20 protein-coding genes, 1 tRNA gene, 1 pseudogene and 1 riboswitch are annotated in these 25,118 nt (G+C 74.0%); of the genes and pseudogenes, 5 read left to right on the top strand and 17 right to left on the bottom strand.

Annotated features, from left to right (window positions below):
- Positions 1–22: 22 nt before the first annotated feature.
- From ACIO5D_RS20040 to ACIO5D_RS20030, 3 genes are all read right to left on the bottom strand, one after another.
- Positions 23–1,621: a cellulose binding domain-containing protein gene (locus ACIO5D_RS20040; RefSeq protein ID WP_400796743.1), complete on the bottom strand. Its 1,599-nt coding sequence runs from the start codon at positions 1,619–1,621 to the stop codon at positions 23–25.
- A 243-nt stretch (positions 1,622–1,864) separates the two neighbouring features.
- Positions 1,865–3,406 carry a HAMP domain-containing sensor histidine kinase gene (locus tag ACIO5D_RS20035; RefSeq protein ID WP_363606612.1) on the bottom strand — a complete coding sequence of 514 codons (1,542 nt, stop codon included), beginning with the start codon at positions 3,404–3,406 and terminating at the stop codon, positions 1,865–1,867.
- Complete coding sequence (locus ACIO5D_RS20030) at positions 3,403–4,128, bottom strand: response regulator transcription factor (RefSeq protein ID WP_363606611.1); 726 nt, start codon at positions 4,126–4,128, stop codon at positions 3,403–3,405. The genes ACIO5D_RS20035 and ACIO5D_RS20030 overlap by 4 nt, the downstream gene beginning before the upstream one ends.
- A gap of 178 nt (positions 4,129–4,306) precedes the next feature.
- Between ACIO5D_RS20030 and ACIO5D_RS20025 the strand changes: the two genes are divergently transcribed.
- Positions 4,307–4,864, top strand: coding sequence for a hypothetical protein (locus ACIO5D_RS20025; RefSeq protein ID WP_363606610.1), 558 nt, complete (start codon positions 4,307–4,309; stop codon positions 4,862–4,864).
- A gap of 7 nt (positions 4,865–4,871) precedes the next feature.
- Here the strand turns inward: ACIO5D_RS20025 and ACIO5D_RS20020 are convergent, their stop codons facing one another.
- A complete protein-coding gene (locus ACIO5D_RS20020) occupies positions 4,872–5,402 on the bottom strand; it encodes a VOC family protein (RefSeq protein WP_363606608.1) in 531 nt (176 codons plus the stop codon).
- Between the two features lie 200 nt (positions 5,403–5,602).
- Here ACIO5D_RS20020 and ACIO5D_RS20015 point away from each other — a divergent pair, with 200 nt between their 5' ends.
- Positions 5,603–6,166: an Lrp/AsnC family transcriptional regulator gene (locus ACIO5D_RS20015; RefSeq protein ID WP_400796739.1), complete on the top strand. Its 564-nt coding sequence runs from the start codon at positions 5,603–5,605 to the stop codon at positions 6,164–6,166.
- A 42-nt stretch (positions 6,167–6,208) separates the two neighbouring features.
- Here the strand turns inward: ACIO5D_RS20015 and ACIO5D_RS20010 are convergent, their stop codons facing one another.
- The 5 genes from ACIO5D_RS20010 to ACIO5D_RS19990 form a co-directional block, all read right to left on the bottom strand.
- Positions 6,209–7,015, bottom strand: coding sequence for a S16 family serine protease (locus ACIO5D_RS20010; protein WP_400655547.1), 807 nt, complete (start codon positions 7,013–7,015; stop codon positions 6,209–6,211).
- 37 nt (positions 7,016–7,052) lie between these two features.
- Positions 7,053–7,703: a helix-turn-helix domain-containing protein gene (locus ACIO5D_RS20005; RefSeq protein WP_363606603.1), complete on the bottom strand. Its 651-nt coding sequence runs from the start codon at positions 7,701–7,703 to the stop codon at positions 7,053–7,055.
- A 386-nt stretch (positions 7,704–8,089) separates the two neighbouring features.
- Positions 8,090–8,527, bottom strand: a complete 438-nt coding sequence (locus tag ACIO5D_RS20000; protein ID WP_400796736.1) for a DUF2752 domain-containing protein — start codon at positions 8,525–8,527, stop codon at positions 8,090–8,092.
- Between the two features lie 2 nt (positions 8,528–8,529).
- A complete protein-coding gene (locus ACIO5D_RS19995; protein WP_363606600.1) occupies positions 8,530–8,775 on the bottom strand; it encodes a TM2 domain-containing protein in 246 nt (81 codons plus the stop codon).
- A 260-nt stretch (positions 8,776–9,035) separates the two neighbouring features.
- Positions 9,036–10,868 carry a DEAD/DEAH box helicase gene (locus tag ACIO5D_RS19990; protein WP_400762157.1) on the bottom strand — a complete coding sequence of 611 codons (1,833 nt, stop codon included), beginning with the start codon at positions 10,866–10,868 and terminating at the stop codon, positions 9,036–9,038.
- 310 nt (positions 10,869–11,178) lie between these two features.
- Between ACIO5D_RS19990 and ACIO5D_RS19985 the strand changes: the two genes are divergently transcribed.
- Positions 11,179–11,619, top strand: coding sequence for an SsgA family sporulation/cell division regulator (locus tag ACIO5D_RS19985; RefSeq protein WP_400796734.1), 441 nt, complete (start codon positions 11,179–11,181; stop codon positions 11,617–11,619).
- Positions 11,620–11,789: 170 nt separating this feature from the next.
- Here ACIO5D_RS19985 and ACIO5D_RS19980 read toward each other — a convergent pair whose 3' ends face one another.
- Genes ACIO5D_RS19980 through ACIO5D_RS19970 form a run of 3 tightly spaced genes read right to left on the bottom strand, consistent with a single transcriptional unit; the run spans position 11,790 to position 16,323 of the window.
- Entirely contained in the window at positions 11,790–14,360 is a 2,571-nt protein-coding gene (locus ACIO5D_RS19980) for a bifunctional lysylphosphatidylglycerol flippase/synthetase MprF (protein WP_400796731.1), read from the bottom strand.
- Positions 14,357–15,682 (bottom strand): alpha/beta hydrolase, encoded by a 1,326-nt coding sequence (locus ACIO5D_RS19975; RefSeq protein WP_400762147.1) that lies wholly within the window; start codon positions 15,680–15,682, stop codon positions 14,357–14,359. Before ACIO5D_RS19975 ends, ACIO5D_RS19980 begins: the two co-directional genes overlap by 4 nt.
- Positions 15,679–16,323 carry a class F sortase gene (locus tag ACIO5D_RS19970; RefSeq protein ID WP_363606594.1) on the bottom strand — a complete coding sequence of 215 codons (645 nt, stop codon included), beginning with the start codon at positions 16,321–16,323 and terminating at the stop codon, positions 15,679–15,681. Before ACIO5D_RS19970 ends, ACIO5D_RS19975 begins: the two co-directional genes overlap by 4 nt.
- A gap of 392 nt (positions 16,324–16,715) precedes the next feature.
- On the opposite strand from ACIO5D_RS19970, the gene ACIO5D_RS19965 reads away from it, so the two are divergent.
- Positions 16,716–17,990, top strand: coding sequence for a hypothetical protein (locus tag ACIO5D_RS19965; RefSeq protein ID WP_400796728.1), 1,275 nt, complete (start codon positions 16,716–16,718; stop codon positions 17,988–17,990).
- On the opposite strand, the gene ACIO5D_RS19960 is transcribed toward ACIO5D_RS19965, so the two are convergent.
- Complete coding sequence (locus tag ACIO5D_RS19960) at positions 17,991–19,451, bottom strand: MFS transporter (protein WP_363606591.1); 1,461 nt, start codon at positions 19,449–19,451, stop codon at positions 17,991–17,993. It abuts the gene before it with no gap.
- A gap of 104 nt (positions 19,452–19,555) precedes the next feature.
- Positions 19,556–19,870 carry an SMR family transporter gene (locus tag ACIO5D_RS19955; protein ID WP_363611660.1) on the bottom strand — a complete coding sequence of 105 codons (315 nt, stop codon included), beginning with the start codon at positions 19,868–19,870 and terminating at the stop codon, positions 19,556–19,558.
- A 44-nt stretch (positions 19,871–19,914) separates the two neighbouring features.
- A riboswitch (guanidine-III (ykkC-III) riboswitch) is annotated at positions 19,915–19,980 on the bottom strand.
- A 221-nt stretch (positions 19,981–20,201) separates the two neighbouring features.
- On the opposite strand from ACIO5D_RS19955, the gene ACIO5D_RS19950 reads away from it, so the two are divergent.
- Positions 20,202–20,273, top strand: a tRNA-Cys gene (locus ACIO5D_RS19950).
- A 125-nt stretch (positions 20,274–20,398) separates the two neighbouring features.
- Here ACIO5D_RS19950 and ACIO5D_RS19945 read toward each other — a convergent pair.
- From ACIO5D_RS19945 to ACIO5D_RS19935, 3 genes and pseudogenes are all read right to left on the bottom strand, one after another.
- A complete protein-coding gene (locus ACIO5D_RS19945; protein WP_400658926.1) occupies positions 20,399–22,726 on the bottom strand; it encodes a xanthine dehydrogenase family protein molybdopterin-binding subunit in 2,328 nt (775 codons plus the stop codon).
- Positions 22,727–23,408: 682 nt separating this feature from the next.
- Positions 23,409–23,859 (bottom strand): annotated as a pseudogene (locus ACIO5D_RS19940) ((2Fe-2S)-binding protein); the annotation flags it as partial.
- 71 nt (positions 23,860–23,930) lie between these two features.
- On the bottom strand, positions 23,931–24,797 hold the full coding sequence (locus ACIO5D_RS19935) for an FAD binding domain-containing protein (RefSeq protein ID WP_363611669.1): 867 nt from the start codon (positions 24,795–24,797) through the stop codon (positions 23,931–23,933).
- Positions 24,798–25,118 lie beyond the last annotated feature (321 nt).

Raw genomic sequence — 25,118 nt, 5'->3', positions numbered from 1 at the left:
CGGGGGGAGGGCCGTCGACGGGTCAGCCGGCGTAGGCGCCGAGGGCCCGGGTGAAGTCCAGCGGCTGCTGGACGATGCTGCTGCAGCTGGCGTCGGCGTACGCCTTGGCGCCGCCGTCGCAGGCCTTGTCCCGGGTGCCGGACCACATGGCCAGCCAGGCGAGGTGCTTGGCGGTGGCGAAGTCGGCGAGCTGCTTGGCGTCGGCGACCGTGAAGATCTCGCTGGCGACGTCGTTGACGCCGATCATCGGGGTGACGGCGACCTTGCGCCAGGCGGACGCGTCGTCCAGGCCGAGCACGCTCTTCACCTGGGCCTGGGTGGCGGTGGCGGCGGCGATGGCGTACTTGCCCATCTGGCCCTGCGGGTTCGGGGCGACGCCGTCGCCGAAGTCCATCGCCATGATGTTGACCGCGCCGATCGCGACGCCGTTGTTCTTGGCGTCGGCGACCAGGTTGACGCCCTCCTGGGTGAGGCCGGAGGGCAGCGCGGGCAGGGTGTAGGAGACGTCCAGGGCCTTGCCCTTGGCGGCGGCGTTCTTCTGCAGCTGGGCGATGGACTGGGCGCGGCGGGTGTTGGCGGCGGTGTTGCCGATCGCGCCGCCCTCCACGTCGAAGTCGATCTTGGTCAGGCCGAAGGTGTCGACGGTCTTCTGGTAGACGGCGGTCAGGTCGGCCACCGAGGAGCAGGCGAGGGCCAGCTCGCTGCCGTTGGCACCGCCGAAGGAGACCCGGACGTCGCCGCCGATCGCCCGCAGCGCGCCGATCTGCGCGGCCACCGCGTCGGCGGAGAGGTCGCTGACGCCGCCCCACTTGGGGACGCAGCCGCCGCCGGAGACCACGAAGGCCAGGGTGAAGTTCTTGACGCCGCTCGCCTTGGCGGTGGCGACCAGGTCGTACGGCGGGTAGAGCGAGGTGTCCACGAACGGGGCGAAGCCGGCGCCGGTGGCCGGGACGGGCGTGCCGGTCGCGGTGGGCGTCGGGACCGTGGTCGGCGTCGGCGCCGGGGTGGTGGGCTTGACGGTGGCGGTGGGGCTGGGCGGGGCGGTGGTGGGCTGGGCCGTCGCTGTCGGGGTCGGGGTCGGGGTGGCGGACGTCGGGACGGCGGTCGCGGTGGCGCTGGCGCTGGGCGAGGTGGTCGGCCGGCCCGAGGGGGTGGGCGCGGTGCCGTCGCCGGCCTTGCAGGAGACGTTGTTGATCAGGCAGTTGCCGGGCTCGCCCTGGGCGGCGCCGGAGCCCTGGGCGACGAAGCCGACCACCACGCTCCTGCCGGGCTCCAGCCGCTTGTTCCACGACTCGGGCTTGACGGTGATGTGCTGCCCGGTGGCGCTGAAGGTGGCGTTCCAGAGCGAGTCGATCTTCGCTCCGGCGGGCAGGTCGAAGGAGAGCGTCCAGTCCTCGATCGCGCCGCTGTCGGGGTTGGTGACCAGGTACTGGCCGGTGTAGCCGGCGTCCCAGGTGCTGGTGCGGCTGTAGACGGCGCCCAGCGAGGCGGCGCTGGCCGAGGACGCGAGGACGACGACACCGCCCGCGACCAGCGCGGCGGCGACCGCCGAGGCGCCGATGACGGTCCCCTTGCGGCTGCGTCGGCGGCGGCCTGGACGGCGGTTGGGCTGGGTCGTCATAGGGGCGTACCTCCGCTGGGAAACCTCCCCGCCCGAAAGGGTGGGGGAGGCAAGGTGGGGCCGTGGGGGCCGCAGCGGCCGGGCGAGGGTGCGTGGACCCGTCGCGGGCCTGCGACCCGGCTCGGTCGGGTGACCGGCGCGGACGACGCTAGCGGTGCCCGAGGACCGGAACCGGCCTGCTGAGCGAGGGGTACAGGTCCCTTAGGGCCCGCTTAAGAAAGAGGCCGGGGGCGTCGCCGGGGTTCACCGCTGGAACAGCGCGCTGCGGCTGCGGCGGCGGCCGGCCCGGGCCGGGGCGCCGTCGGGGCGCGCCTCCAGCCGCAGCCGGATCTCGGCGCCGCCGAGCACGGCGGAGCGGCCGAGCGCGAGATCGCCGCCGGTGGCCTCGGCGAGCTTGCGGGCGATGTCCAGACCGAGGCCGGTGGAGCCCTCGCCGCCGTGGCCCTGGCCGCGCTGCAGGGCGGCCTCGGGGTCGGTGAAGCCCGGGCCGGCGTCGCCGACCAGGACGATGACCGAGCTGTCGGCGGCGAGCACGTCCACCGAGAAGGCGGTGCCGACGGCGGTGTGCCGGAAGACGTTGCCGAGCAGCGCGTCCACGGCGGCGGCGAGGTCGCCGCGCTGGACCGGGACGGGGGCCGGCTGGTCGGCGCCGGCGAGCTGCCAGCGGCGGCCCTCGTCCTCGGCGAGTGCGGACCAGAAGCCGACCCGTTCCTGGATCACCTCGGCGGCGTCGCACCCGACGGTGACGGCGGGCGCGTCCTCGGGCGCCCGGCGGGCCGAGCGGATGATCTGGTCGACCTCGCGCTCCAGCTGGGAGACGGCGTGCCGGGTGGCGTCGGCGGCGTCGCCCTCGCCGAGCGAGGCGGCGTTGAGCCGCAGCACGGTGAGCGGGGTACGCAGCCGGTGCGACAGGTCGGCGGCCAGCTCCCGCTCGGCGGCGAGCAGGTGGACGACCCGGTCGGCCATGGCGTTGAAGGCGTGCGCGGCCTCGCGCAGTTCCTCGGGGCTGCCGGCGGTCTGCCGGCCGTCGGTGGGCACCCGGACCGCGAGGTTGCCGGCGCCGAGCGAACGGGCGGCGCCGGCCAGCCGGCGGGCGGAGGCGACGATCCGCGCGCCCATCCGGTCGGCGACCAGCACCGAGATGGCGACCAGGGCGAGTGCGACGGCGGACAGCACCAGCCAGGCGGTGGAGACGCCCCGGGTGAGGTCGACGTCGGCCACGAACACCTCGACCACGGCGGTCCGGCCGGTGTCGACGGCGACCGGCTGGAGCAGCGCGAAGCCGCCGGGCACCTCGACGGTGAACGAGCGGCCCTGGCCGGCGGCGCTGGCCACGTCGGCGGCGAGCGCGTGGGCGTCGCCGATGGTCGGCCCGCCCCCCTCACCCGCGCCGGCCGGCTCCCCGCCCGCCGCGGCGGGCACGCCGGGCACCGCGGTCGGTGCCGCGCCGGGCAGGACGCCCGGCACCGCGGCCGGTGCCGTGGCCGCCGCGCCGTCCGCCCCGGCGGCGGTCCGCGCCGGGGCCGGCAGGTGGACCGCCATCCGGCGCTGCGCGCCCGCGTCGGTGCTGGCCACGGCGCGGGTGATGGCCTCCTGGCCGGTGGTGATGGCGAGCGCCGGGCCGAGGGCCGCGGCCTGACGCTCCGCCGCGGTGAACGCCCGGTCGCGGGCGGTCTGCTGGACCATCAGCCCGAGCGGAATGAGGAAGGCCAGCGCGACCATGGTGGTACCGGCCACGGCGGCCTTGATCAGGGCCCAGCGCAGCGAGTGGCCGAACTTCCTCATGTCCGGCGCTCCGCGTGGGCCGGCCCGGGACCGGTGGGGTGCCCGGCCGCCTCCAGCCGGACCCCGACGCCGCGCACGGTGTGCAGGTAACGGGGGCTGGAGGCGGTCTCGCCGAGCTTGCGGCGCAGCCAGGAGAGGTGGACGTCGATGGTCTGGTCGCCGCCGTAGGTCTGACGCCAGACCTCGGCCAGGATCTCCTTGCGCGGCACCACCACCCCCGGGCGGGCGGCGAGAAAGGCCAGCAGGTCGAATTCACGGCGGGTCAGATCCAGCGGCCGCCCGTCCAGCGCGGCCTCGCGCCGCTGGAGATCGATGGCGAGCCCGCCGACTCTGAGCACCTGGGCCACGGGGGCCACGCCGCCGCCGAGCCGGCGCAGGACGGCGGCCATCCGGGCGCTGAGGTGCTCACCGGAGAAAGGTTTCACCAAGTAGTCGTCGGCGCCGTCGTTGAGCAGCCGGACGATCTCGGTCTCGTCGTCGCGGGCGGTGGAGATGATGACCGGCACATTGGTCAGGCCGCGGATCATCTTGAGCGCCTCGCTGCCGTCCAGATCGGGCAGGCCGAGGTCGAGGATCACCAGGTCACAGCCGACCTGGGCGACCTCGCGCAGCGCCTCAAGTGCCGTGCCCACACTGCGGACCGCGTGGCCGGTGTCGGCCAGGTGCCGGATGAGGGCGGAGCGTACGAAGGGGTCGTCCTCGACCACGAGCACTGTTGCCATGGGGCTGCACGGTACGCCATCGGCATGCAATGGTCTGTACCTCGGGGTCGGGTCCGGCCCCGGCCGCGGGCGGGGCCGGACCCGGTCCGGCCCGCGGCCGGGGTTTTGTGCAACTACCCTGCCGAATAGCAGGGGTGCCCACCTGCCGCGCCCCGGGATACGGCAGGATGTGCGCACGATGCGGAACGGACTGGTACAGCTCGGCGCCTGGGCGGCAGCCACCGGGGCGGCGGTGGCGCTGTCCTGGCTCGGCGTGCACGCGGTGCTGACCGGCGCCGCGTTCGAGCAGCCGACGGCGCTGCCACTGCCCTCCCCGGCCTCCAGCGGGACCAGGCCGACACCCACGCCGACGCCCACGTCCGCGCAGGCCCAGACGCAGGCGTCGTCGACGCCCCAGCCCCAGCCGCCCGCCCCGCCGTCCACGCCCGCCGCCCCGACCACCCAGCGCAGTCCCGTCACCGCGGCCACCGCCCAGCCCTCCTCCCGCCGGCCCGTACCGACCGCCACCCCCACGTCCACCGTGCGCAGTTACCCGGTCCCGGGCGGCAAGGTGGCCCTGGACATCCGGTCGGACAGTGCCTCGCTGGTCTCCGCCACACCGGACCCCGGCTGGACGATGCGGGTCTGGAACGGCGAGCAGTGGCTGCGGGTGGACTTCACCAAGGACGACCAGACCAACTCGGTCATCGCCTACTGGAACGGCCACCCGCCGATTGTCGACCCGGTGATCCGCTGACCTCCCGTCACCACCCCTCGAACGGCAGGTACCCGGGCAGATAGGGCCCGGTGTAGCGGGAGCGGTCGACCAGGGTGTGCCGGGTGCCGCCGGGCACCCTGATCGCGGCGAGCACCACCGTGCCGTAGCGGTCCCGCACCTCGTACGGCTCGGCCAGCGAGCCGGCGCCCCGGTCGACGGCGAAGTCGTACGCGTAGTGGACATCGGGCACCGCCACCGCCAGGTCCACCACCCCGTCGCCGTGCCGGGCCAGGTACGCGGCCAGCTCCCGCCCGCGCGGGCCGACGACCTGGACCGGCGAGGTGAGCACGAACCGCGTCCCGGGCGCCCGCAGCACGTACGAGACGGTCTCCGGCTCGCCCGTCCCGGGCCCCGCGTAGGCGGTACATCGCAGGCCGAGCGCGGCGGCGTAGCGGCGTGCCGCGCGCTCGGCGTCCCCGACCGCGAAGACCACCGCGTCGGCGCGCCCCATCGGGACGAGGTCGGGCTCCTCCCGGCCCGCGGCGAGCAGAACGGGTTCGGCGGCGGTGTCGGTCATGACGGCCCTCCCGGTAGGCGTACGGGACCACGATCAGCCCGGGCGCGGTGCGGGGACCGGCTCACGGGGGTGTGGCTGGAGGGTGGCGCCGAGCCGACCGCCGCGCAACTGTTCCGTTTCCTCCTGGTCAAGGTGTGCGCCGGGGCGGGAGAATCGGCCGCACCGCTGTACAGAATGCCCACCGGAGGACGGAGCCCGCGATGCCCCCCGCCAACTCCCCGAGCTCCCCCGGCTCGGCCGACTCCCCTGCCGCACCGAGCCCTTCCGCGCCGCCGGCGGCCGCGGGCGGCGGCAACGACGCGATCGACCCGCTGGACGGACGGCTGATCCGGCTGCTGGCGGAGGAGCCCCGGATCGGGGTGCTGGAGTGCTCCCGCCGCCTCCAGGTGGCCCGGGGCACCGTGCAGGCGCGGCTGGACCGGCTCCAGGCGAAGGGGGTGATCGGCGGCTTCGGCCCGGAGGTGGACCCGGCGGCGCTGGGCTACCCGGTGACGGCGTTCGCCACGCTGGAGATCTCCCAGGGGCAGGGCGCGGACGTGCGGGCGCACCTGGTGGGCGTGCCGGAGGTGCTGGAACTGCACACGATCACCGGGCACGGGGACATGATGGTGCGGATCGTGGCCCGTTCCAACGCCGATCTGCAACGGGTGATCGACCGGGTGGTGGGCTTCGACGGGATCGTCCGGTCCTCGACGGCGATCGCGCTGGAGAACCCGGTGCCCTACCGGATCCTGCCGCTGGTGGACCAGGCCGCCGCGGAGTAGCCGCCCGGCCCGGCACCCGCGCCGTCCGGCCGCCGTCGGCCGTCAGCAGCTCGGGACGCCGCCGCCGTTCCTGAGCGCCTCCAGCGCGGAGACGGCCTCCCCCAGCGTGCCCACCGGGACCAGCCGCAGGCCCTCGGGCGTGTTCACCTTGGCGTCCGTGCACTCGTCCTTGGGCAGCAGGAACACCGTCGCGCCGTCCCGGGCGGCGGCCTGCGTCTTCAGCGGTACGCCGCCCACCGCGCCGATGGTGCCCTGGTCGTCGATGGTGCCGGTGCCCGCGATCTTCAGCCCGCCGGTGAGGTCGCCGCCCTTGCCGTCCCCGGCGAGCTTGTCGACGATGCCCAGCGCCAGCATCTGGCCGGCGCTCGGGCCGCCGATGTCGCCGAGGTCGACCTTCACCTTCACCTGGTCCGGCGAGAGGTGGAGGTAGGAGAGCGCGGCCATCGCGGCGCTGTTCTGCGACTCGGCCATCTGCCGGGCGGTGACCTCCTCGGCCTTGGCCGGATTGCCCTGCGGGTAGACGGTGTCGGTCGGCCGGACCGCCTCGTCCCGGTCGAACCAGGCCTGCAGCGAGCGCCAGAAGGTGGTGCGCTCCCCCGGGCTGGTCGCCGAGATGGTCACCATCCGCAGCTGGCCGTCGGTGGCCCGGACCGGCGCTCCGGTGATGGTGAGCACCGGCCGGTCCTGGTAGCTGCCGAGGGTGTCCGCCGTCACGCCGGGCCAGGTGAGGGTGTACGGCAGCGGGACGAAGGCCGCCACGCCGAACAGCGCGGTGACCAGCGCCCCGCACAGCGCCAGCGCGCGGGTACGGGGGGCGGTCAGGGCCTTGGGCAGCTTGGAGTCGGACACAGAGGCATCCAAACACACCCGGCACTCCCGCCGGGCACTACCGCAGGGCGTCGGCCACCTCGGTCGCCGCCTCCACCACCCGGGGGCCGACCCGCTCGGGGACCAGTCCGTTCAGCATCACCACGCCCACGCTGCCCTCGATCCCGCTCAGCCCCAGCAGCGCGGCCGCGGCGCCGGACGCCCCGGACTGCTCCTCCGCACGGGTGATGACGAATCCCTGGTCCGGCCGGCGCTGGCCGGGGAACCCGCGCGCCTCCAGGATCGCCCGCCCGGCGGCGCTCTCGCCCAGCGGGTGGCGCAGGCCGGTCCGGTACGCGACGTGGAAGTCGGTCCAGCTGGGTTCGACCACGGCGACGGCCAGCGCCTCGTTGCCGTCCACCAGGGTCAGATGGGCGGTGGCGCCGAGGTCCTCGGCCAGGCTGCGCAGGGCCGGCAGGGCCGCCTCGCGCAGCAGCGGGTGCACCCGGTGCGCCAGGCGCAGGACGCCCAGGCCGACCCGGGCCCGGCCGCCGATGTCCCGGCGGACCAGCCCGTGCTGCTCCAGGGTGGCCAGCAGCCGGTAGACGACGGTCCGGTTGACGGCGAGCCGGGCGGCCAGTTCGGTGACCGTCAGCCCGCGCTCGGAGTCGGCGAGGAGTTTGAGGACCCGGACGCCACGGTCCAGGGTCTGGGAGGTCTCTGCAGTCACGACGCGCAATTCCTTTCCGCGGCGGTCGCCGGAGCGGCGGCGCCGGTCCGGGACTCAGGTGTCGCGCGCAGGTGGGTGACCGCGCTCGGGCCGCGGTGTGTCGTCCTTGACGCCCTGGCGGTCCTGCGGCGCCCGTCCCCGGGGGTTACCCGGCGGAAGAGCGTGTGGGAAAGGTAGTGAAGGAAATGTCGCGACGGAAGTGGTTGTCCAAAATTCGGGCATGATCGATTTGAACGCGCCCGGCAAATCCGGGCAAATGCCCACGTATCACAAGGCGTGACCGGGTGTCAGTTCGAACACAGTCCGAAGTTCGGACACCTGGACCGGAGGGGGGCGCCACGCCCGGACCGGCCGCCCCGGGTGCCCGGCCCCGGACGCCCGCCGGCTCAGAGCAGGTTGCGCAGCACCGTCCAGGCCACCGCGGCGCCGAGCACCACCGCCGTGCCGCGGCGCCCGAGCGGGGGCTGCCAGCTCCGGCCGGCCACCCCGTGCCGCAGCCAGGTGACGTAGAGCAGGGCGACCAGCGGCAGCGAGAGCAGCAGTGCCGCGTTGTCGTGCCAGGCCGCCGCGAGGTCGCCGTGCAGCAGGTCGTACGTCATCCGGGTGCCGCCGCAGCCGGGGCACTGCAGGCCGGTGACCTTGCGCCAGGGGCAGAACGGCAGCACCTGCCCGGGCAGGTGCGGGTCGCGCGACCAGAGGTAGGCGGCGCCGGCCAGTCCGCCCACGAGCACCGCCAGCGGCGGGGCGGCGGTCCGCAGCCGGGCGGGAACGGCGAAGCCGCCCCGGCCGGAGCCGGGGCGGCGTGCCGCGCGTGGCGTGCGCAAGGTCAGTTGCTGCGCAGCAGCCGGCCCTGGGCGTCCGTGCGGTCGTTGCTGGTGAGGAAGAGGATGCCGTCGATCAGGGACCAGACGCCCAGGCCGCCACAGGTCAGCAGCTGGGCGATGCCGATGCCGATGTGGCCGGTGTAGAAGCGGCCCACGCCGAGCGAGCCGAGCAGGATCTGCAGGATGCCCGCGACGACCTTCGACTTGTCGGACAGCTCGGGCTGCTGGGCGTAAGGGGGGTACGACACGTTCGGTGTGCTCCTTGTAGCGGCATCCCCGGGCACGGCATGGTTGCCGCGGCCTCGGGTTCGGTGAGGTCGCCGGCCGGACTCACCGGGGACTGCGGCAACCGTCCCCGGCGGGTCGGCGTACAGCTGTGACGGCCCGGAAGCGGCGCGGCACGCGGAACACTAGCCGATGATCACACCGGATGTCTCTTCAATTCCTTCACGTATACCTGAATGTCATATATAGCTACTACAACCCGGAATTATTGCCTGACGTACCGTTACTTCGCCCATTCCCGGATTTGGACGATCCGCGCTTTGAGCTGGTTCGCGGTGGCCTGCGCGGTGAGCGGACCGCCGCACTGGCGGCGCAGCTCGTTGTGGATGGTGCCGTGCGGCTGGCTGGTGCGGTGGTGCCACGCCGCCACCAGCGCGTTCAGCTCCTTGCGCAGCTCGCGGAGCTCCTGGTGGGTCACGACCGGCCGCTGCTCGGCCGGCAGTTCCAGCAGGTCGGCCTCCTCGGCGGGCTTGGCCTTGCTGCGCTGGATCTGCCGGTGCTGGCGCTTCTGCAGCAGCATCTGCACCTGGTCCGGCTCCAGCAGGCCCGGGATGCCGAGGTAGTCGTCCTCCTCCTCGCTCCCCGGGTGCGCCTGCATGCCGAACTCCATGGCGTTGTACAGCACCCGGTCGAAGACCGCGTCGGAGCCGATCGCCTCGTAGGAGAACTCCTCGCCCCCGGCACCGTCCGGCCCGTCGTTGGCGCGCTCGGCCTCGGCGAGCAGCCGGTCCTCCTCGTCGAAGAGGCCCTCGCCCTCCTTCTTCGGCCGGTCCAGCACGTGGTCGCGCTGGACCTCCATCTCATTGGCGAAGCCCAGCAGCATCGGGATGGTCGGCAGGAAGACCGAGGCCGTCTCGCCGCGCTTGCGGGCCCGCACGAAGCGCCCGACGGCCTGCGCGAAGAACAGCGGGGTGGAGATCGAGGTGGCGTACACCCCGACACACAGCCGCGGCACGTCGACGCCCTCGGACACCATCCGGACCGCGACCATCCAGCGCGAGTCGCCCGCCGCGTAGTCGGAGATCCGCTTGGACGCCTCGGTCTCGTCGGAGAGCACCACGGTGGCCTTCTCACCGCTGATCTCGCGCAGGATCTTGGCGTACGCGCGGGCGGTGTTCTGGTCGGTGGCGATGACCAGCCCGCCGGCGTCCGGGATCGCCTTGCGGACCTCGGTCAGCCGGCGGTCGGCGGCCTGCAGCACGCTGGGGATCCACTCGCCCTGCGGGGCCAGCGCGGTGCGCCAGGCCTGAGCGATCAGGTCCTTGGTCATCGGCTCGCCGAGCCGGGCCTCCAGTTCGTCGCCCGACTTGGTGCGCCAGCGCATGTTGCCGCTGTAGGAGAGGAAGATCACCGGGCGCACGACGTGGTCGGCCAGCGCGTGCCCGTAGCCGTAGGTGTAGTCGGCCACCGACTTGCGGATGCCGTCGCCGCCCGCCTCGTACTGGACGAACGGGATCGGGTTGGTGTCCGAGCGGAACGGCGTACCGGTCAGCGCGAGCCGGCGGGTGGCCGGCTCGAAGGCCTCGAAACAGCCCTCGCCCCAGGACTTGGAGTCACCGGCGTGGTGGATCTCGTCCATGATGACCAGCGTCTTGCGGGCCTCGGTGCGGTTGCGGTGCAGCATCGGGTTCACCCCGATGCCCGCGTAGGTGACCACGATGCCGTGGTAGTCCCGGGAGAGCGGCCCGGAGGAGTACGCCGGGTCGAGCCGGATGCCGATCCGGGCGGCGGCCTCGGCCCACTGCTTCTTCAGGTGCTCGGTCGGCGCGACCACGGTGATCTGCTGCACCAGGTGGTTGTGGAGCAGGTACGAGGCCAGGGTCAGCGCGAAGGTGGTCTTTCCGGCGCCCGGGGTCGCGACCGCGAGGAAGTCGCGCGGCTGCTTCTCGATGTACTTGTCCAGCGCACCCTGCTGCCAGGCCCGGAGCTTGCCGGCGGTGCCCCAGGGGGCACGGCCGGGGAAGGCCGGCGACAGGTGGTGCGAGGGGCCGGACGCGCCATGGGCGGCGGCCCGGACGGGTGCGTGCGACTCGTGCGCGTCGGAGAAGAGGGGCATCGAGGAGGCGGCGGCAGTACTCACGGTCTCCGAGGGGGATCGTCGCAGGTCAGGGGCGGTATTGCGGCCCCGGCCCGCGGTCGGGCGGCGATCGGACAACCGGTCCAGCGTACCGGCCCGGCGCCGCGGGGACGCCCAGGCCCGGCCCCCGCGCGGCCCGCACGGCCGGAAATCGATGTGACGTGGATCACTGGAATCGGTCCGGGAAACCGCGTAATCGCGACCACCCCACCCGCTCTCATCCGGTGTGAGGCCGCCCCACCCTCCACAGTCGCCACCGCCGGCCTCGCACCACGAGAAGGGAACCGCCGTGTACACCGCCGCCGAAGAGACCGTCCACGCCCGCCTGATCATCTCCACTCACCGCTCCATCCGGTTGCGGGTCACCCTGACCTACCGCCCGGAGGACCCACTCGCCGTCCGGATGGCCTTCCCCGCCGAGTTCTCGCTGGACGAGCCGGCCGACGGGCCCGGCCCCGACACCGGCGGCCAGGACATCGAGTGGGTCTTCGCCCGCCAGCTGCTGACGGCCGGCCTGGAGCTGCCCTCGGGCATCGGCGACGTGCACATCCGGCCCGCGCTCGGCCGCCGCACCATGGTCGAGCTGCGCGCGCCCGAGGGCACCGCGCTGATCCAGTTCGACAGCACCGACCTGCGGCGCTTCCTGTGGCGCAGCCGGCTGCTCGTCCCCGAGGGCGAGGAGCACCTGCACCTGGACGCCGACCGCGCGCTGGCCGAGCTGCTCGGTTGAGCCCCGCCCGGCGGCCGGGAGCACTCCCACTGCTCTCCCTCCTTGCCCGCCATCGGCCAGGAGGGGCCCACCTCCTCGCCCGCCATCGGCCAGGAGGGGCCCACCTCCTCGCCCGCCGCCGGGCAGGAGGGGCCCAGGCCGTCGCTGCCAGGGCCGCCGCCCCGCCGCCCTCAGGAGGACAGCCGGCGCATCAACCGGACGCCCTGCGCCGCCGTCAGGTGCGGCAGGTAGGCCTTGCCGATCGCCCGGGTGATGCTGGGCAGCGCCGCCGGGTCCGGGTACGCCATGTACATCGGCCGGTACTCCGGCTGGAACTTCGCCTTGAACGCGAGCAGCGAGCGGAAGCCGTACACCGGCTCCAGCACCCGGCCCATCCAGTCCAGCATCCGCTGCAGCGCGGTGGGCTCCCCGCCCTGCCCGGAACGGGCCAGCGGAGCGCCGGAGAGCGAGAGGAAGCGCGCGCCCTCCTCCTTGAAGCCGAGCGCGGCGGAGGCGATCAGGAACTCCGTCACCCCGCGGAAGCCGTCCGAGCGCCGGCGCATGAAGTCCAGCGTCCAGCCGACCGGTTCCCCGGCCTCGTAGACCGGCATCCAGCTGGTCACCCCGTGCACGGTGCGGTCCCCGTCGACGGCGATCAGCAGCCGCACCGCCGGGTCGTCCAGCTCCTCCAGCCCGCCGAGGGTGAAGCCCATCTCCGGCAGGCCCTTCTCGGAGACCCACTCCTCCGAGATCGAGCGGATCTGGTCCTTCAGGGCGAGCGGCACCTCGTGGTAGGCCCACCACTCGGCGGTGATGCCCTGCTTGCCGGCCTTGTTCAGCGCCGTCCTGATGTCCTGCCACTTGCGGCCGGTGAAGGCCAGCTCGGGCAGCGCCACCACGGTGTCCTCGGCGACCTGCAGCGAGCGCCAGCCGAGCTGCCCGGCGGCGGCCCTGGTCTCCGGGGTCACGCTGTAGAAGCACGGGGTCCAGCCCCGGGCGTCGCAGTACCGGGCGAAGCCCGCCACCGCCCGCCGCCGGGCCTCCGGCTCGCCGAACGGGTCGCCCGTGGTCAGCGCCACGGTGGAGAGCACCCGGTAGGCGACGGCGGCCCGGCCCTCCTCGTCGAACCAGTAGTGGTTGCCGTCCCAGGTGGTGATGAAGGACAGCGTCCCGCCGCCGTACGCGGTGAGCAGCGCCCTGGCCCGGGCGGCGTCCTCGGCGGCCGCGTGCACCACCGGCCGGCGGAAGGCCACCAGCAGGGCGCTCAGCGCGACCGCCCAGAAGGCCATCCCGCAGTACGTCTCCAGCAGGCGGGCGAACCGGCCGACGGCGATCGGGTAGTCCGGCAGCAGGTCGTTGTAGGCGGGCGGCAGGAACTGGGCCGGCAGGCCGGAGACCAGCCCGCGGAAGGTCGCCCCCGGCTCGAACTGGCCGGCCGCGGCGAGCCCGAGACCGGTGTACGCGGCCGAGGCGGCCAGCGCGGCGCCGCCGACGGCGGCGGTGAGCCGGAGCAGCACCCTGCCCGGCAGCCGCAGGCGGAAGCGCTGGCGGGTGGCCAGCAGCAGTCCGGTGGTGAGCAGCGGCAGCAGCAGCGCCTCGACGAAGTACTGCATCGCGTCCCCGTTGCCGGTGCCGGAGTCGGCGAACAGCCAGACCAGCAGCGCCACCCAGAGCAGTTCGGTGGCGACGGTGATCCGCCAGGCGAGCCGCAGGCCCCGCCGCAACCCTTCGGCGAGGACCAGCAGCAGCGCCGGGAAGAGCGCTGCCATCAGCCGGCCCGGGGTGTCGAAGAGCCGCTCGACGGCGTGCGCGCGGGCGCAGTCGTGGGCGGAGAGCGCGCAGAAGTCCGCGACCTCGTCGGGGGTGAGCCGGTGCGAGAAGTAGAGCTCGGAGAAGGTGTTGAACGGTCCGCTGGCGTTGTCGTACAGCGAGGCGATCAGCGGTCCGAGGGCGGCGGCGATCAGGCAGAACGCGACCAGCACCCGGGTCTCGGTGTGCGAGGAGCGGTGCGTGCGCAGGTGCGGCCGGCCCTCGGAGAGCAGCGCGCCGAGGCCCAGGCCGAGCAGCGCGCCGGCGATCCGCTGGACGCTCTGCAGGTGCCCGACGTACAGCGTCATCACCAGCGGGACGAGCACCACCAGCAGGTGCAGCCGGCGGCGCCAGAGCACGGTGAGGCGGTAGCCGAGCACCCCGGCCAGGGCGAACAGACCGGCGCCGGGGCCGATGGCGGTCTGGTCGGCGACCGAGACGGTCCACTGCTCGCCGGCCCGGGAGCCGGCCGCGACCAGACCGGTGCCCAGCAGGGTGCCGAGCAGCTGCCCGCCGACCAGCACGGCGGCGGTCCGCAGCCGTCCGAGCCGGCGCTCGGCGGCCGGGCCGACCAGGAGCAGCAGCAGGCTGGCGAAGGCGTAGGAGCTGACGCCGGAGCACCAGAACAGCGAGGTGAACGGCGTCCACCAGCGGCCCTCGGCCAGGGTGGACACGCCGACGCCGGCCCGGGACAGCAGCCGCGCCGAGGGCCCGCCGGTCAGGCTGCCGCCGGCCGCGCCGACCGTCCAGAGCGTGACGAGCAGCAGCAGGGTGAGCGGCGCGGCGCGCAGCCGCGCGCCCAGGACGGCGGCGATCCGGCCGACGCGCTGCGGCCGGGGCTCGGGCGTACCGGTGACCGGGGCGTGGTCGGGCTCCCGTTCGCCGTCCGGGGCGTGGTCGCGGTCGCGTTCACGCTGGTCGGCCAGGACCGGCGCCGCGCCGAGCCGGATCACCGGATCAGTCCGGTCTGCTGGGCGAGCCAGGGCAGCTGGTCGGCGATGCCGGTCCGGAACGCCCCCCAGCCGTGTCCACCCGGCATCAGCTCGAACTTCGCCTTCATCCCGGCGGCGGTGACGGCCTCGTAGATCTTCTCCTGCTGCGCCCGGAAATCACTGTCGTTACGGCCGACGACGATCGCGGCGGCCGTGTCCGGGAAGCGCTTACGGGCCATCACCTGCAGCGGGGCGACGGCGTCGAAGCGTGCCGCGTCCCCGTCGAAGGCCGCCGCGACGGTCTGCTCACGGGTTCCCAGGGTGGGCTCCTCCTGTCCGGACATGTCGAGGAAGGAACCGTAGACGTCGGGGGCGTTGACGGCGAGCTGGAGCGCGCAGGTGCCGCCCATGGACACGCCGCCGATCGACCAGGAACCCCGGCCGGTGGCCGTCTGAAGGTTGTGGTGGACCCAGGCGGGGACGTCCACGGCCAGATAGGTCTGCATGTTGGCGATCCTGGAGTCCATGCAGAGCGTGTTGTTCCAGGTGGATCCGAGCTGGTCCGGCATCACCACGATCGGCGCCAGGCCGTGGTGCTCGGCGGCGAAGGCGTCCAGCGCCTCGTTCACCTGAGCGCCGAGCACCCACTCCCCGGGGTTCCCGGGCTGACCGGTGATCAGGATGACCACGGGCAGCAGCGGCCGGGGGCTCGCCTGGTAGGCGGGCGGCAGGTAGACGTACGCGTCGCGCCCCTTGAAGCCGGACTTGGGGCCGGGGATCGGCGTGACCGAGACGGTACCCTTGGCGGGCAGCCCGGGCGGTGCCTGCCAGACCTCGTCGAGCACCTTGCCGGGCGGCGGACCGACCGTCCTGGCGTCCTTACTGGTGATCAGCTCCTGGGTCTTGGAGAGCCAGGGCGCGAGCATGACCCGGCCGCTCGGGTACTGGCCGAAGCCGCGGTTGACCTGCGAGGAGGCCATCAGCAGCACCAGGATGCCGCCGACCGCCGCCAGCGCCTTGCCGCGCCGGGGAAGCGAGGGCATCCGGAAGCCGGCCAGGCAGAGCCCGAGCAGCGCGATGGCGATCCACCAGGTCACGTACCGGGGCAGCCCCTCGGGGAAGGGGTGCCACCAGCCGTCGACGACGGTGTCCAGCAGCAGGCTCAGCGCCGCGGCGGCGAGCAGCGCGGCGGGCAGCCGGCGCTTCCACCAGGCCCGGCTCCGGGAGAGCGCGAGCACGAGCAGGGCCCCCCAGCCCGCGGCCAGCACGGCGTGCGGGATCGGACCGTGTGTCAGCGGCCAGTCGATCGGGTTCCAGCGGACGGCGAGCGAGACAGAGTTCATGCGTTCTTCCCCGGCCGAGTGGTGTCGGCCAGGAAGCCGTAGGCGACGACGTTGCCCTCGTAGCCGTGCTCCTCGCTGTACCCGCCGCCACAGGTGATCACCCGTAGCTGCGCGTCGGAGGCCTGGCGGTACACCCGGTCGTCCGGGAAGTCCTTTCGGTCGTGCACTTCGATGGCGTAGAGCTGGTAGACGGCGGTGGCGCCGTCCTCGCGGGCGATCTCGATCCGGTCGCCGCGGTGCAGGGCGCCCAGCCGGTAGAAGACGGCGGGCCCGCTCCTGTTGTCGACGTGTCCGGCGATGATCGCGGTGCCGCGCTGCCCGGGGGTGGCACCACCGCGGAACCAGCCGGCCAGGTTGCGGTCGGTCTCCGGGGGCGTCTGGAGGTGGCCGTCGCGGTCCAGGCCGAGGCCGGTGACGGGCGCGTCGAGCCTGACGGCGGGGATGCGGATCCGGGTGGGGGCGGAGGGGCCGAGCGGAGGTACCACGGAGACCGGGGCGAAGCCGGAGAGGGCCTGTCCGGTGCCGGGGGCCGGCGGGAGCTCGCCGGAGCCGCCGCCGTGCAGCAGCCAGGCGCCGAACACCAGGGCGGCGCCGGCCGCCAAGGCGCCCGGCCACGGGCTCCTGCTCTGCTGGGCGCCCAACCGGCGCTCCCCTCTGCTGACGATCTGACCGTTCCTGGGAGTTTCCTGAGAACAATTCAACCGGATCGGACCTTAAGGCACATCCATACGACGGTCGTATCGCGCCCCCCGATCGGCAGGTCCACCGGACGGAATACTGCGCCGCGTAGGGGTGTGGTCACCGAGCGAGAGCGCCGACGGGCGGAACGACACCGCATGACCATCGACAGTTCCGGACACCGGTCCGGTTGCATCATTCAGGCGATCACTTGCGCCCGTTCGCGGTGAATCACCGACCGGTCGTGCACCCATGCCATGCTGACCCGGGCCGCGCGGCTATCACCCCACTTGTCCGACCGGACGTACCGCCGGCCTGTCGCACGCCTGTCACACGCCTCATGAACGGAGTGACCATGGACGCTCTCTCCCGCCGCGCCCTGCTCGCCGTCGGCGCCGCCACCGCCGCGGGTCTCGCGGCCGGCTGCGGCGCGAACGACGGCGCCGTGGGCGCGCCGTCAGCCACCCCGGTGCCGGTGCCGGACAGCCCGGTGGCGAAGCAGAACGCGGCCCCGGCCGCGGACGCCGAACAGCCCGCCGTCCTGATCGGCGACGGCTCGACCTCGAACACCGGCGCCCAGCCGAACCAGCCGGTCCCCGAGCGGCTCGGGCTCGGCGAGCGCCCGCCGCAGTTCGTGGTGTTCTCCTGGGACGGCGCAGGCGAACTGGACAACGGCCTGTTCGGCCGCTTCCGCCGGCTCGCGCGGGAGCACGACGCCTCGATGACCTTCTTCCTGAGCGGCCTCTACCTGCTGCCCGAGGACAAGAAGGACCTCTACCGGCCGCCGCAGCACAAGGCCGGCGCCTCCGACATCGGCTACCTGACCGACCGGCACATCCACGACACGCTGGAGAACCTGCACGCGGCCTGGCTGGAGGGCCACGAGATCGGCACCCACTTCAACGGGCACTTCTGCGGCTCCAGCGGTGTCAGCGCGTGGTCGCCCGAGGAGTGGGACAGCGAGATCCAGCAGGCGATGGACTTCGTCACCAACTGGCGGACCAACACCGGCTTCACCGACCTGCCGGCGCTGCCCTTCGACTACCGCAAGGAACTGATCGGCAGCCGCACCCCCTGTCTGGAGGGCCAGCGCAATCTGCTGCCGACCGCCGTCAAGCGCGGCTGGCGGTACGACAGCAGCGGGAACGGGACGCAGATCTGGCCGCAGAAGATCCAGGGCGGCGCGCTGTGGGACCTGCCGCTGCAGTCCATCCCCTTCCCCGGGCACACCTTCCAGGTGCTGTCGATGGACTACAACATCATGTTCAACCAGTCCGGCAGCAACACCAAGGCCGACGCCTCGCTCCACCCGGCGTACCAGCAGCAGGCCCGCGACGCCTACCTGATGGGCTTCGAACGGGCCTACACCACCAACCGGGCGCCGTACATCATCGGCAACCACTTCGAGCAGTGGAACGGCGGCGTCTACATGAACGCCGTCGAGGACGTGCTCAAGGCCGTCGCCGACAAGCCCGAGGTCCGGCTGGTCTCCTTCCGCCAGCTGGTGGACTGGCTGGACGCCCAGGACCCGGCGGTGCTGCGCAAGCTGCAGGGCCTCGCCGTCGGCCAGTCGCCGGCCGGGGGCTGGGAGACCTTCCTCGGCGCCGCCGCCCCGGCCGCGGCCGGCTGATCAGGCGTCCGCCGCGCGGCGGACCCGGCCGGAGACCAGGGCGCCCAGCAGGGCCACCCCGGTCATGGTCAGGAAGATCACCGCGAAGGCGCCGGCCGAGCCGGTACCCTCGGCACCCTCGTGGGCGGCGGCCACCGACCCGCCGCCCAGCGCCGAGAACAGCACCCCGGCCAGGCCGACCAGCAGCACGTTGCCGAGCGCGTCGCTCATCTGCAGCGAGGCCGAGTTGGCACCGGCGTCCTCCGGCGTGGACAGCCGCATCATCAGCACGCTGACGCTGGCGACCGTCAGGCCCATGCCGATGCCGCCGACGCCCCAGGCCGCCGCCGCCACCCAGACCGGCACCGCCGGGACGAGCACCAGGGCCGCACCGGCGATCGCCACCGCCGTCAGCAGGAAGCCGGCCCGGATCATCGTCTCCCGGTACCGCTCCGCTCCCGGCCGGCCCTGCAGCCAGGACCCGAGCGCCCAGGAGAGACCGCCGCTGGTCAGGGTCAGCCCGGCCAGCGTCGGCGAGAGACCCCGCTGGGTGACCATCATCAGCGGGATGAACGCCTCGGCCGCGAAGAACGCCCCGGCGGCCACCCCGCGCAGCAGGATCACCGTCGGTAGCCCGCGCCCGGCCCGCAGCGTCCCGGTCGGCAGCAGCCCCAGTACGGCGGGCAGCAGCAGCGCCGCCCCGGCCACCGCCGGGACCAGCCCGATCAGGTCCAGCCGCTGGCCCGCGTACTGCAGCAGGCCGGCGCCGAGCGCGGCCATCGCGGCCAGCCGGGTACGGCGGCGGTCGAAGTCCGCGCCCTTGAGCACCGGCTGCTCCCGCTCGGAGCGGCGCAGCGCCGGGCCCATCACCGCCAGCGGCAGCAGGATCAGCGCCGGAACGGCCAGGAACACCCAGCGCCAGCCCAGGTGCTGGGTGACGGCGCCGGAGACCACCGGGCCGACGATCGAGGGCAGCACCCAGGCCGAGGAGAAGGCCGCGAACACGGCCGGCCGCAGCCGCTCCGGGTAGGCACGGCCGACCACCACGTAGAGCGCGACGATCACCAGCCCGCCGCCCAGGCCCTGGATCGCCCGGCCGCTCACGAAGATCCACATCCCCGGCGCCGCCCCGGCGACCACCAGGCCCGCGCCGAACACCGCGATGCCGGTGAACAGCGGCTGCAACGGGCCGCGCTTGTCGCACCACTGGCCGGAGACGACCAGGGCGAACAGCGTGGTGGTGAAGTACCCCGAGAAGGCGAAGGCGTAGAGCTCCAGGCCGTTCAGCTGCCGGGCCGCCACCGGCATCGCGGTGTTGACGGCCGTCGCCTCGAAGGCGAGGAGCAGGACCACGGAGACGATCCCCAGGGTCAGCGCCCGGAAGCGGCCGCTGAGCACCCCGCCTCCGGGATCCCCGTCGGCCGGGTGCTCTGCGGGGGGTATCGGGGCGGAGTCGACCGAGGTGGGGGATGCAGTGGTCATACGAAACATCGTAAGGCTCGTCCACCCGCGTGACCCCTGACTTTGGTCGGGTGATCGCCTACGGCGATGGACCTAGGGCGTGCCCCGCCCGGCGGGCCGCCGACTCAGTGCAGCACCTTCAGGCCGACCACACCGGAGACGATCAGCAGCAGGCAGCCGATCCGCGCCAGGGTGGCGGCGTCCCCCAGCACCGCCATCCCGTACAGCGCCGTACCGACCGCACCGATCCCCACCCAGACGGCGTACCCCGTACCGATCGGGATGGACCGCATCGCGTACGCCAGGCCGCCCATGCTCAGCAGCAGGGCGACACCGAAGACGAGGCTGGGGACGAGCCGGGAGAAGCCCTTGGACGATTCCAGGGCCACCGCCCAGACGGTCTCCAGGACGCCGGAAATGATCAGAACGAGCCAGGCCATGACGGTCGGACCTCCGCAGTCGGCAGCGGCCGGGTTGCCGCTGTACTGCGCCGTCTTGTCCTGACCGGGTACGACGCGCTCGTCCGGGGCGGTCGCGTGGCGGCCACCTGTCCTCGACCGTAGCACGAGCCGCCACACGGAATTTACAAAAGGATATTGACGGCCCGCCCGGCATTCCGCCATGATGAATTCACCAACACGGCGAACGACGACAGGAGTCGGACATGAACAGGAAGACGGCGGCCCTCGCGCCCCGCACCTGTGTCGCCGCTCCCCGGTGTTGTCGCGCCTGTCGCTGTTGCGTCTGATCGCACGCACAGCTCCACCCCACGGCCGTGTGCCCGAGTGGCTTAGGGAACCGTCTGCAAAGCGGTGTACACGGGTTCGATTCCCGTCATGGCCTCCCAGAAACGAATTGCCGACCGGCGAGAAATTCACCGGCCGGCAATTCGTCGTGCATTTTTCGAAAATTACGCCCCGGGAATCACGCCGGGGGCGGAAAACCGGTCGGATTTCCGCCCCGGGGCGTCAGGCGGTGGTGGCGTCCTCGGGACGGATCGGGAGCCGGCCGACCGGCAGCCCGGTGGCGGCCCGTACGGCGGCCGCGACGGCGACCGGGGCGACCACCGCGGGGGCCGCGCTGACCGCCTTGGCGCCGAAGGTGGCGACCACGTCCCGCTCCTCCACCAGGGCGGCGATCCGCACCTCGGGGGTGTCCAGCGCGGTCGGCAGGCGGTAACCGGTGAGCGAGGGGTTGACCAGCAGGCCGCCCTCGGTCCGCAGGTCCTCCAGCAGGGCCAGGCCCACGCCCTGCGCCACCCCCGCCTCGATCCGGTCCTCGATCTGCCGCGGGTTGAGCGCCCGGCCGACGTCCTGGGCGACGGTCATGTCCACCACCCGGACCGCGCCGAGCTCGATGTCCACGTCCACCACCGCCCGCATCGCGCAAAACGCGATGGAGACGAAGGCGTCGCCCTGCCCGGCCTCGTCCAGCGGCTCGGTGGGGTGCGGACGGCACTGCGCGGTGGCCCAGAGCTCCTTGCCCTCCAGCGCCTCGGCGACCGGCATGCCGAGCACCCCGTCATAGGAGGTGATCTTGCCGTCGGAGATCTGCAGCAGCTCCACCGACATCCCGAAGTTGGCGGCGATCGGATGGAGCAGCTGGTGGCGGACCATCAGCGCGGCCCGCTCGACCGCACCGCCCGAGACCCAGGTGTGCCGGCCGCGGGCCGAGGGCCCGGCGATCGACTGGTCGCTGTCGGCCGGCGCGATGTAGACCTCGCTGACGCCCAGCACCGACTGCACGATCTGCCGGGCCAGGGTGGCGAAGCCCTGCCCGGAGTCGACGGCCGCGCAGATCACCGTGGCGTGGTCGCCGCTGACCCGCACCGTCGCGGTGGAGACCTCGTCCTCGCCCTCGGCCCCCAGCATGTGCACCATGCCCACGGCGTAGCCGATACCGCGCCGCACCGCCGCCGGGTCCCCCGCGCCGCCCGGACCGCCCGGGAGCAGCCACTCGGCGTTCGGGTCGTCCACCGGCAGCGCGGGCAGCGGCTCCTTGGAGACGGCGTCCAGCAGCGCGGCCACCGGCGCGGGGCAGGTGACGGCCTGTCCGGTGGGCATCGGGTCACCGGTGGCCATCGCGTTGCGGCGGCGGATCTCGACCGGGTCCACGCCCACCCGCGCGGCCAGCTGGTCCAGCTGCGACTCGTAGGCGAAGCAGGCCTGGAGGGCGCCCTCGCCGCGCATCCGGCCGGCCGGCGGGTTGTTGGTGCGCACCGCCCAGGCGTCCACGAAGACGTTCGGGCAGACGTACGGGCCGACCGAGAAGGCGGTCGCGGCGGCCAGCGCCTCGGCCGAGACGTCCGCGTAGGCACCGCCGTCCAGCAGGATCTGCGCCTCGACCTTGACCAGCTTGCCCTCGGCGTCCGCGTGGTGGCGGTAGCGCAGCAGCGCCGGGTGCCGGGAGGTGTGGGTGTGGAAGGACTCCTCGCGGGTGAGGGTCATCTTCACCGGCCGGCCGGTGCGCAGCGCCAGCAGCGCCAGGGTGACCTGGAAGGAGAGATCCTCGCGGTCGGAGGTGGCGCCGGGCACGCCGGTGACCACCAGGCGGACCCGGTCGGGCTCCAGGCCGAGGCAGCCGGCGGTGCGGTCGCGGTCCCCGTGCGGATCGGTGGAGGACAGGTGCAGTTCGACCCCGCCGTCCGGGCGGGGCACGGCCAGGCCTGCCTCGGCGCCGAGCGGTGCCGGGTCCTGCCGGCCGACCTGGTAGAGGCCCTCGACGACGATCTCGCCGACCGCGTCCGGGTCGCCGCTGCGCAGCGGCAGGTGGCGGAAGAGGTTGCCGTCCGGGTGCAGCGCGGCGGCCGTGAAGGACTGCTCCGGGTCGGTGACCGCCTCCAGCGGCTCGTACTCCACGGCGATCAGACCGACCGCGAGCCGGGCGGTGTCGGGGTGGTCGGCGGCGACGGCGGCGACCGGCTCGCCGTGGTGGCGGACCACCCCGGCGGCCAGGATCGGCCGGTCGGCGACGATCGGCCCGGCCGGGGCGCCGTCCGGGCTGCCGTCCGGACCGGCCGGCAGGTCGGCGGCGGTGACGACCGCGTGCACGCCGGGCAGCGCGAGCGCGGCCGAGGTGTCGACGCCCTTGATCCGCGCGTGCGGGTGGGGCGAGCGCAGCACCGCGCCCCAGAGCAGGCCCTCGGCCCAGAGGTCGGCGGCGTACGGGTAGATGCCGAGCGCCTTGGGCAGCGCGTCGCTGCGCAGCGGTGAGCTGCCCAGCCCGAACGGCTCCGGTGCGCCGCCCTCGTCACCGTCCTGCTGGGTTGCTGCGCCGATGTCGGTAGGCGACGTCATGATGCGTGGTCGTCCTCGGGGAGCCGGATGCCGTGGGCGGGGGTGGCGCCGTACGGGACGCCGGCCGGGGCGGTGCCCTCGGCCGGGACGCCGTGCGGGGGCGTGGGGACGTACGGCGTGCCGTGCGCGGGCGTGCCGTCGAAGGCGGTGCCGTGCGCGGGGGTGGACTCGTACACGGGGCCGTCGTACCCGGTGGCGGTGCCGTAGCCGGGATGCTGTGGGTAGCCGCCGGGCGGGTAGGCATCCTGGGCCGGGGCGCCCCGGTACGGCGCGGGGTAGCCCTGCTGCGGGTAGTAGCCCGCCCCGTCGGCGGCCCGGGCGGGGATGCCCTGGACGGGCGACAGCACGGCGGTGTCGTACACGCCGCTGTCGTAGCCGCCCTGGCCGTCGGGGGTGCCGTACGGCAGGCCGACGCCGGTCCCGGCGGTGGTCGGGGTCTCCTCGGCGGGGGGCTGCGGGACGTGCTCGATCCAGGCGTCGGCGTCCGTGTACACCGGCAGGTCGCCGGCCGGCGGTGCGGCCTCGGCGGACGGGGTCGGCGGCGCGGCCGGTTCGGGGTCCCCGGCGGGCTCGCCCGCGACCGAGGCCGCACCCGGGGCCGGGACCGCGGCGGCCGCTGCCTCCCCGGCGGCGGCCTGCGCGTCCTCCGCCTGCTCGGCCTCCAGCGCGCGCGCGTCGGCGATGCTCTGGACGGCGGCCAGCACGCCCCGGTAGCCGGTGCAGCGGCAGAGGTTGCCGCAGAGCGCCTGCCGGGCCTCGACGTCGGTGGGCCGGTGGTTGCGCTGGAGCAGGTCGTGCACGGCCATCGCCATGCCGGGCGTGCAGTAGCCGCACTGCACCGCGCCGGACTCGGCCAGCGCCTGCTGGACGTCGCTGGCGGCGCCGCCGGCCGACAGGCCCTCGACGGTGTTGATCTCGCTGTCCGCGGCCAGCGCGGCGGGCACCAGGCAGCCGGCCACCAGCTGGCCGTCCACCTGCACCGAGCAGGCGCCGCACTCGCCCTGTTCGCAGCCGTCCTTGGCGCCGGCCAGGCCGAGCCGCTCGCGCAGCACGTAGAGCAGGCTCTCGCCGATCCAGGCGTCGGTGACGGGCCGTTCGAAGCCGTTGACCCGCAGCGTGTACGAGGCGCAGGGGCGCAGCTCGCGGCTGACCTGGGGGGCGTGGTCGAGGAGGCCCGCGTCGAGGGTCTCAAGGGGGTCTGTGGTCACTTCAGCGCCCTTCCCAGTGCCCGGCGGGCCAGCACCGATACGGTACGCCGCAGCCGAACGGCGGCCGCGCTCGGCCCCTCGGTCACGGCCTCCCAGGCGCCCTCGGCGCCGTAGCTGTCGGGTACGCAGGCGGCGGCCACGTACTCGCCGAAGGCGGCCGTCGCGGCGGGATCGATCTCGCGGCTGCCGTCCCAGTCGATGCAGCCGGCCACCCAGGCCTCGGCCTCCAGCGGGCGCAGCGGCACCGGGGCGACCGCGCCGACGGCGCAGCGCACGGCGCGCCGGGCCGGGTCGAGGACGAGCGCGACGGAGGCGGTGGCGCGGGCCGGGCCGCTGCGGCCGGTGGCCTTGAGGAAGACCTGCGGGGCGTGCAGCAGCGGGACGCGCACCCAGGTGAGCAGTTCGCCGGGGCGCAGCGGGTCGAGCCCGGTGAGCAGGTGACTGACCGGCACCTCGCGGGTGGAGCCGGCCCGGGCGAGGGTGACGCTGGCCTCCAGCGCGGCGAGCACCGGGAGGGTGTCGCCGGCCGGGGCGGCGGTGGCGATGTTGCCGCCCAGGGTGCCGACGTTGCGCACCTGCGGGGGCCCGGCGGTGCGGGCCGCGTCGGCCAGGGCGGGGATGAGCGCGGCGAAGTCGGGGCGGTCCATCCGGGCGTGGGTGAGCCCCGCGCCGAGGACGGCGGTGCCGCCGTCCTCGTAACGCCAGCCGCGCAGTTCGGTGATCCGGCCGAGGCCGATCAGGGCGGCGGGGCGCAGCCGTCCGGCGTTGACGGCCTCCATCAGGTCGGTGGCGCCGGCCACCGGTACCGCGGCCGGGGTGGCGGCCAGCGCGTCGACGGCCTCGTCGAGGGAGGCCGGCAGCATGATCGTCCGGTTCACCTGGGTCCCACCGTGCTCCACTTGCTCATCGATCGCCTGCCGCCCGCGGCCTTCGGCCGAGGTGTCCGCGTCGGCAGCCCGGCCTGGCCCGTAGGGTACGGGCGATCGGGCCGGGTTGGGCAACTCTGGCACACAATGCTCGATGATCATTTCGGGGCGGGCGAACGGGACTGCCCGATTGGGACGGATACCGGGCGGTATCTGCTCCGGCCCGATCAGGACCGGAGCAGATGTTCATCTGTTCTTGACGTCAGATGACCACTCAGAAGTTCCCGGGCACCGTCCGCAAAGGGCGGTGCCGCCAAG

The organism is Kitasatospora sp. NPDC087315 (assembly GCF_044744345.1).
Lineage (GTDB): Bacteria > Actinomycetota > Actinomycetes > Streptomycetales > Streptomycetaceae > Kitasatospora.
Note: the sequence above shows the minus strand (reverse complement) of the source record. Positions and strands in the feature narration are given on the sequence as shown.